General features: G+C 74.4%; 8 protein-coding genes and 1 pseudogene. 2 read left to right on the top strand and 7 right to left on the bottom strand.

What is annotated here, in order from left to right; translation table 11 throughout:
* The 4 genes and pseudogenes from E1291_RS05275 to E1291_RS05260 all read right to left on the bottom strand — a co-directional run.
* Positions 1–1,162, bottom strand: a pseudogene (locus E1291_RS05275) (hypothetical protein); the annotation flags it as partial.
* A gap of 88 nt (positions 1,163–1,250) precedes the next feature.
* Positions 1,251–1,454, bottom strand: a complete 204-nt coding sequence (locus tag E1291_RS05270; RefSeq protein WP_131736435.1) for a PspC domain-containing protein — start codon at positions 1,452–1,454, stop codon at positions 1,251–1,253.
* 156 nt (positions 1,455–1,610) lie between these two features.
* Positions 1,611–2,282, bottom strand: a complete 672-nt coding sequence (locus tag E1291_RS05265; protein ID WP_131736433.1) for an HAD family hydrolase — start codon at positions 2,280–2,282, stop codon at positions 1,611–1,613.
* Positions 2,279–2,929 carry an MBL fold metallo-hydrolase gene (locus E1291_RS05260; RefSeq protein WP_131736431.1) on the bottom strand — a complete coding sequence of 217 codons (651 nt, stop codon included), beginning with the start codon at positions 2,927–2,929 and terminating at the stop codon, positions 2,279–2,281. Before E1291_RS05260 ends, E1291_RS05265 begins: the two co-directional genes overlap by 4 nt.
* An 88-nt stretch (positions 2,930–3,017) precedes the next feature.
* On the opposite strand from E1291_RS05260, the gene E1291_RS44525 reads away from it, so the two are divergent.
* The gene (locus tag E1291_RS44525) at positions 3,018–3,149 is read left to right on the top strand and encodes a hypothetical protein (protein WP_278045231.1); all 132 of its coding nucleotides are present in this window, start codon (positions 3,018–3,020) and stop codon (positions 3,147–3,149) included.
* 39 nt (positions 3,150–3,188) lie between these two features.
* Here the strand turns inward: E1291_RS44525 and E1291_RS05255 are convergent, their stop codons facing one another.
* From E1291_RS05255 to E1291_RS05245, 3 genes are all read right to left on the bottom strand, one after another.
* A complete protein-coding gene (locus E1291_RS05255; protein WP_131736429.1) occupies positions 3,189–3,479 on the bottom strand; it encodes a Fe-S cluster assembly protein HesB in 291 nt (96 codons plus the stop codon).
* Positions 3,480–3,583: 104 nt separating this feature from the next.
* Positions 3,584–4,351, bottom strand: a complete 768-nt coding sequence (locus E1291_RS05250) for an SDR family oxidoreductase (protein WP_131736427.1) — start codon at positions 4,349–4,351, stop codon at positions 3,584–3,586.
* Positions 4,352–4,414: 63 nt separating this feature from the next.
* Positions 4,415–5,299 carry a LysR family transcriptional regulator gene (locus tag E1291_RS05245; RefSeq protein ID WP_131736425.1) on the bottom strand — a complete coding sequence of 295 codons (885 nt, stop codon included), beginning with the start codon at positions 5,297–5,299 and terminating at the stop codon, positions 4,415–4,417.
* A 50-nt stretch (positions 5,300–5,349) separates the two neighbouring features.
* Between E1291_RS05245 and E1291_RS05240 the strand changes: the two genes are divergently transcribed.
* Positions 5,350–6,621: an MFS transporter gene (locus tag E1291_RS05240; RefSeq protein ID WP_242613958.1), complete on the top strand. Its 1,272-nt coding sequence runs from the start codon at positions 5,350–5,352 to the stop codon at positions 6,619–6,621.

Raw genomic sequence — 6,621 nt, 5'->3', positions numbered from 1 at the left:
CCCGCGCCGCCTCGCCCGCCATGGCGGGGTCGGCGACGGCCAGCTCCGCGAGGCCGGGCGGCAGCGCGGCGCGCAACGCGCCCGCCGCCGTCGCGCCGGACGTGGCGACCAGGACGCGCAGCCCGCGCACCAGCACGCCGGTGAGCAGCTCCCGCACCGTGTCCGGATCGTCCGTATCGAGATGCTTGACGTGCGGGGCGCCCGCCACGAACCGGGCGAGCCCGTCGGGGACGGGCGTCCCGCCGGCCAGCATCGCGACCATCGCGGTGTGGTGGCCGGCGACCGCGGCCCGTCCCGGCGGGCGGACGACGAGCGCGGGCGCCAGCCGCACCCGCGGCGACGCCGGCGACGCGCCCGCCGGGTCCGGGGCCCAGTCCTCCCGGTACGGGACGGCCTCGCCGGAACCCGGCCCGAAGCCGAAGCCGGACCCGTCGGCGGGACCCGCGAGCGCGACCGAGCACCACTTGCGGAGCACGTCCCCGACGGAGGCGTTCAGCCCGAAGCCCTGCCCGCCCTGCACCGCCTCCGAGACCCAGTCGACGGGCCGGTACTCGGGGCGGCCGTCCAGCAGCTCGCGGTCGCGCAGGCTCGTGTGCCCGGAGAGGACGACGTCGACGCGCTCGGTCCGCCCGTCGATGACGACGCGGACCGGCGTGCTCAGCAGGTGGTCGTGCACGGGCGGCCCGCCGGGGGGCCGCCAGCCGAGCAGCCCGGTCGCCAGCACCACCTCGTGACCGTGCCCGGCGGCCTCGCCGGCGAGGTCGCGCAGGACGCGGTACCAGTGCCGCAGCGCCAGCCAGCCGTCGAACTCCTCCAGCACCGCGGGCGGCGTCAGCGGGATGACCGGGACGCTGAACAGGACGTCGCCGGGCCCGGCGTCGGTCTCCACGTACACCTCGCCCGGCAGTTCCGCCAGCCAGTGCACCTGGTCGTGCTCGGCGAGGTCGCGGGCGGGCCGCAGCCGCGCCCCCGCGAGGTCGCGCAGGTACCCGAGCAGGCGCGCCGCCCGCTCGGTGTCCCGCGCGGTCTCCCGCGCGGTGTCCCGCGCCGTGTCCCGCGCCGCGTCACGCGCCGCGTCACGCTCGGTGTCCCGCGCCGTCTCGTGCGCGGGGCCGGCGCCGCCGTCCGCGCCCCGGCCGGGACCCGGGCCCTCCTGAGGCACCCGCGGCTCCTTCCCTGCGCTGGGGAGTGGTGTGTCCCGATCTAACACCCACCGGCGGGCCCGGCCAAGAGCAAGGAATGATCTTGCGCTAGTGGCTGCGCGCCACGTACCGGTCCTCGTCCGGAAGCATGACCCAGAGCACAAGGTAGACGACGAACTGTGGCCCCGGCAGCAGACAGGACAACAGGGCCAGGAGCCGGACCGTCCAGGGCGTCATGCCGAACCGCTGCGCGAGCCCCGCGCAGACGCCCCCGATGATGCGGCCGTGGCGTGGACGGTAAAGGCCGTTCATTTCTCTCCCGATCGTCGTGGGTGGACGTGACCGCGAACTCACGGCCACATCCACCACGGTACGAACCGGACACCCGTCCACGCATCGGCCGTTCGGCCCGTCCGGACGCCCTACTCGCGGCTTAGGGGATGTCCCTTAGGGGCTCGGGCGGCGTGCTCAGCGGGCGTTGTGCTCGGCGACGAGGGCGGGCAGGCCGGCCAGGTCGTCCAGGACGAACAGGCAGCCGCCCAGCGCGCCCTCGTCGTCCTGGATGTGGCCCCACGGACCGCGCCGCAGGAACGCCACCTCCATCCCGTACTCCAGTGCCGGGCGCACGTCGTTGTCGATGCGGTCTCCCACGTACAGGACGTGCTCGGGCAGGACGTCGGCGAGCTGCGCGCACCGCTCGAAGAACTCCCGGGCCGGTTTCCGCACGCCCCACACGTCGGAGATCCCGACCACGTCGGCGACGAGGGCGAGCGCCTCCATCTGCTCGGCCGCCTCGACGGGCTGGTTGCCCGCGATGCCCACGTACAGGCCCTGGGCGTGCAGCGCCGACAGGCAGGCCCGCGCGTCGGGGTAGAGGTCGTCCGGGCCGAACCCGTTCGGGACACCCGCCTCGGCGCGGGCCTTCTCCTCTGACGCGAGGTCGAATCCCGGCCGGAAGTGCTCGAAGAGGTCCATGTAGTCGCCGCCGGTCGCGAGCAGCGCGCCGAGCTTGGTCAGGAAGGTGTGCCGCGGCACGCCGAGCCAGTCGGCCCAGCGCCCATAGATCTCGCCCTCGTTGACGAGGGTCTCGCCGATGTCGAAGAACACGGCCTGCACGGGCCGGGGGGCGGGCGGCCTCACGCGTCCGCCAGCTCCACGTGCTCGCCGGGGACCAGCCGGCGGAAGTCCTTGCCGAGTTCGGTGCCCGCGGCCGTCACGTGCTTGTCCATGACCGCGAGGCCGATGTCGTTCAGCAGGCCGTCATGGATCACGAACGCCCGCTCTGGCGCCACCTCGCGGGTGTAGGCGTACAGCTCCGGGACCTTCATCCACGGCGCGTTGCCCGGCAGGCACAGCGTCGGCACCGGCTCGGCCGGCACGGTCAGCGCGTCGCCCGGGTGGAAGACCTCGCCCTCGACGAGGAACCCCACGTTCGGGATCGGCGGGACGTCGGGATGCAGGATCTCGTGGTCCTCGCCGTAGACGTGGACGTCGAAGCCCGCGATCGTCACCGCGTCCCCGTGCCCGACCTGGTGGACGCGTCCGCCCAGGTCGGCGAGGTTCTCGGCGACGGTGCGGGACGTCCACACCTCCAGGCCGGGACGCGCCGCGAGCGCCGCGCGCAGCCCATCGGGGTCGAAGTGGTCGATGTGCTCGTGGGTGATCAGTACCGCGTCCGACGCGGCCAGCGCGGCGGCCGCCCCGCTGAACGAACCGGGGTCGATGATCAGGGTCCGGTCGTCCCGGGTGATCTGGACACAGGAGTGCCCGAGCTTGGTGAGACGCATCGTTCGATCCTCGCACGCCCGCGCGCGGGCTCCGCCGGCCGGGTGGGACACTGTGGCGCGTGCCCTCCGACCCGAACTGGAACGGCGAGTGAGCGACCGCCACCGAACCTGGCGCGACCAGCCTCGCGGCCTCGCCTGCGCCGTGATCGCCGCCTTCTTCGTCCTCACGACGGCGGCGTTCGCGTTCGCCGTGATCGCCGTCGTCGCGGCCATGCGCTGACCGGCGGGCCGGGGCGCCGCGGCGCCCCGGCGGGGCCGGTCAGGTCGTGGTCTCGTCGGTGATCGTGAAGGCCACGTCCCCCGTCGAGTCCACCTGGGCGTCCAGGATCTTGTGTTCCAGCAGATCGTCCACGGGCGGCTCCAGGTAGACCTTGGCGCCCTCCTCCTCGACGACCTGGTCACCGGCCTCGGGCTGAGGTGCGACCGAGAGCCGTAGCGCGTTCGAGCCGTCCACCCCGGCCTGGATGCGCAGCCCGGTGTCCTTCGGAAGCTCGGGATTGCCGGTCACGGTGCGGATCACCTGGACGGCGTCCCTGGTCAGCGTGAGCACGATCAGCTCCTCACGTCGTTCGTTCCGGAATCGAAATTTGCCCCACCCTCCCCGCTGCTCCAGGCCATAAACCTGACGCGGGTGAACATCGGCCGGGCGGCCGGCTACACGATCGCGGGCCGGACCGTGGCGCCGCCGTCGACGACCATGGTCTGTCCCGTCATCCAGGACGCGGTGTCACCCGCCAGGAACACGGCCGCGGCGGCGATGTCCTCGGGCACGCCGATGCGGCCGAGGGGCATGACCTTGCTGATCTGCTCCTCGTTGCCCTCCCACAGAGCGCGCGCGAGGGCGGTCTTGACCAGTCCTGGGGCGATGCAGTTGACGCGGACCCCGGGCGCCAGCTCCATGGCGAACTGCCGGGTGAGGTGGATGACGGCGGACTTGGTCGCGTTGTAGTAGCCGATGCCGTGCTCGGTGATCATGCCGCCGACGGACGCGATGTTGACGACCGCGCCGCCGTGCTCCCGCATCGAGCGCTTCCAGGCGAGCCCGGTCCACTGGACGACGGCGAACTGGTTGACCTGGACGGTCTTCTCGGCGGCGGCGGGCTCGATGTCGGCCAGCGGGCCGAAGTAGGGATTGGTACCGGCGTTGTTGACCAGGACGTCCAGCCGGCCGAACTCGGCGACGGCGGCGTCCACGCAGGCCGCGGCCTGGTCGGCGTCGCCGACGTGCGCGGCCCTGGCCAGGACCCCGACCCCGGGGTGGGCGGCGCGGATCTCGGCGGCGACCTCGTCCAGGGCGGCCTGCCTGCGGGACGAGAGCACGACGTTGGCGCCCTCGGCTGCCAGCGCGAGCGCGGTCGCCTTCCCGATGCCCCGCGACGCCCCGGTGACGAGGGCCGTCCTCCCCTGAAGTCCAGTGCGCATCCGCGTCCTCCGCTCGATCCGGAATCCGATTCGGTTCACTGTAGCGAGGCGGCCGCGATGGGGTCAGTGCCCGCTTCCGTGCGCCAGGACGAACCGGCGGAACCCCTCCGCGACGGGCGGCCGGGTCCGCCCGGACGGCCAGGCCAGGCCGATCGTCCGGACGGCGGCGGGCTCGGCCAGCGCGAGGTGCCGGACGCCGGAGAACTCCTCCCCCGGCGCCGCCGGGGCCACCACCGCGACCCCGAGACCAGCGGCGACCAGGCCGCGGACGGTCGAGCTCTCCTCCCCTTCGAACGCGATCCGCGGGCGGGCGCCCGCCAGGGCGAAGAGGTCCTCGGCGACGACCCGCAGCCCGGCGCCCCGGTAGAACGCCACGAACGGCTCGTCCAGGACGTCGCTCACGCGCACGCGCCGCCGCGCGGCCAGCCGGTGGTCGGCGGGGACGGCGAGCTGGAGCCGTTCGGTGACGAGCGGCTGCCACGCCAGGGACGGGTCGTCCGGGCGCGGGCTGGTGATGACGAGGTCGGCGCCGCCGTCCAGGAGCATCGCGAGGAGGCGCTCCGAGCGGTCCTGGCTGAGCCGGAAGGTGACGCCGGGGTGATCCCGCCGGTAGCGGCGGATCAGGTCGGGCACGAACGAGGGGCCCTGGGTGTGCAGGAAGCCCAGCGAGACCTCGCCGCGCTCGGGGTCGGCGGCCTGCGCGAGGGCGCGGCGGGACGCCTCCTCCTCCGCGACGAGGCGCCGGGCGTGCTCGGCGAAGATCCGCCCGTAGACGCTGAGGACCACGCCGCGGCCCGCGCGGTCGAACAGCGGGGCGCCCAGCTCGCGTTCCAGGCGGGCGATCGCGCGCGACAGTCCCGGCTGGGAGATGCGCAGTTCGGACGCGGCGTTCGTCACATGCCCGTGCTCGGCCACCACCAGGAACCACCGCACGGTCACGAGATCCATGCGTTCATGATGAATCCGCATGGATTTCCAAGCAAACTCTCATTGGACGCATGGCCGGGGCCGGGCGGATCCTGGCGTTCATGACCCTCGCCCGCGCGCCGGAGGCCCCGGCGCGGCACCGCCCCGGCTCGCCCGGCCTGCGCCGCGTCAACCTCGCCCTGTTCGCGGCCGGGCTCACCACGTTCATGTCGCTGTACTGCACGCAGGCGCTGCTGCCCGAGCTGTCGGACGGCTTCGGCGTCTCGCCGTCGCGGGCGAGCCTGCTGGTCTCGCTGGCCACCGGCGCGGTCGCGGTCGCGGTGATCCCGGTCAGCTCGCTGTCGGAACGCCACGGCCGGACCCGCGTCATGATCGTGTCCTCGGTCGCGGCCGCGCTGGTCGGGCTGCTGATCCCGCTGTGCGGCTCGTTCGGCCAGCTGGCCGCCGTGCGCACCGTCCAGGGGTTCGCGCTCGCCGGGGTGCCCGCGGTCGCGATGGCCTACCTCGCCGACGAGGTGGACGGCGCGCACCTCGGCGCCGCGATGGGCCGCTACGTCGCCGGGACGGGCCTCGGCGGCGTCCTCGGACGGCTCGTCCCGGGCCTGGTCACCGATGTCGCGGGCTGGCGCTGGGCGCTGGCGGCGACGGGGCTGCTGGCGCTGGCGTTCACGGTCGCGTTCTGGGCGCTGCTGCCGCCGTCGCGGCACTTCCGGCCGTCCCGCGTGGGCTACCGCCCGCTGCTGACGCACCTGTCCGACCCGGGGCTGCGCCGCCTCTACCTGGTGGCGCTCACCGCGATGGCGGGGTTCGTCACGGTCTACAACTTCCTCACCTACCGGCTGCTGGACGCGCCGTTCCACCTGCCGCAGGCGGTGGCGGGGCTGATCGCCGTCACGAACGTCGCGGGATCAGCGGCGTCGGCGCGGGCCGGGCTCCTCGCCGACCGGTCGGGGCGCCGCAGGGTGCTGATCGGCGCGCTGCTGCTGGCCGCCGCCGGGCTCGCGCTGACGCTGCCCGCCTCGCTGCCGCTCGTGGCGGCCGGGCTGCTGGTGTTCACCGCCGGGTTCTTCGCCGCGCACGCCGTCGCCAGCGGCTGGGTCGGGCGGCGCGCCGAGACCGCGCGGGCCCAGGCGTCCGCGCTCTACCTGTTCGCCTACTACCTGGGCAGCAGCGTCGGCGGCACGGCGGGCGGCGTCGCCTACGAGCGCGGCCACTGGACGGGGACGGGCCTGTACGTGCTGGCGCTGCTCGCGGTCGCCCTCGTCGCCGCGGCGGGCATCACGGGCGCCGTGGGGCGCGGCCGCCGGACCGCCGGGCCACGGCGCCCTCGCGATCCAATGTGA

The sequence above is a fragment of the Actinomadura roseirufa genome (assembly GCF_900659635.1).
Lineage (GTDB): Bacteria > Actinomycetota > Actinomycetes > Streptosporangiales > Streptosporangiaceae > Spirillospora > Spirillospora roseirufa.
Note: the sequence above shows the minus strand (reverse complement) of the source record. Positions and strands in the feature narration are given on the sequence as shown.

What these genes read in the sequence shown, in the direction of transcription:
- E1291_RS05270 (WP_131736435.1), bottom strand. Translation starts at nt 1,454, where the DNA reads ATGAACGGCCTTTACCGTCCACGCCACGGCCGCATCATCGGGGGCGTC.
- E1291_RS05240 (WP_242613958.1), top strand. Translation starts at nt 5,350, where the DNA reads ATGGCCGGGGCCGGGCGGATCCTGGCGTTCATGACCCTCGCCCGCGCG.
- E1291_RS05260 (WP_131736431.1), bottom strand. Translation starts at nt 2,929, where the DNA reads ATGCGTCTCACCAAGCTCGGGCACTCCTGTGTCCAGATCACCCGGGAC.
- E1291_RS05245 (WP_131736425.1), bottom strand. Translation starts at nt 5,299, where the DNA reads ATGGATCTCGTGACCGTGCGGTGGTTCCTGGTGGTGGCCGAGCACGGG.
- E1291_RS05250 (WP_131736427.1), bottom strand. Translation starts at nt 4,351, where the DNA reads ATGCGCACTGGACTTCAGGGGAGGACGGCCCTCGTCACCGGGGCGTCG.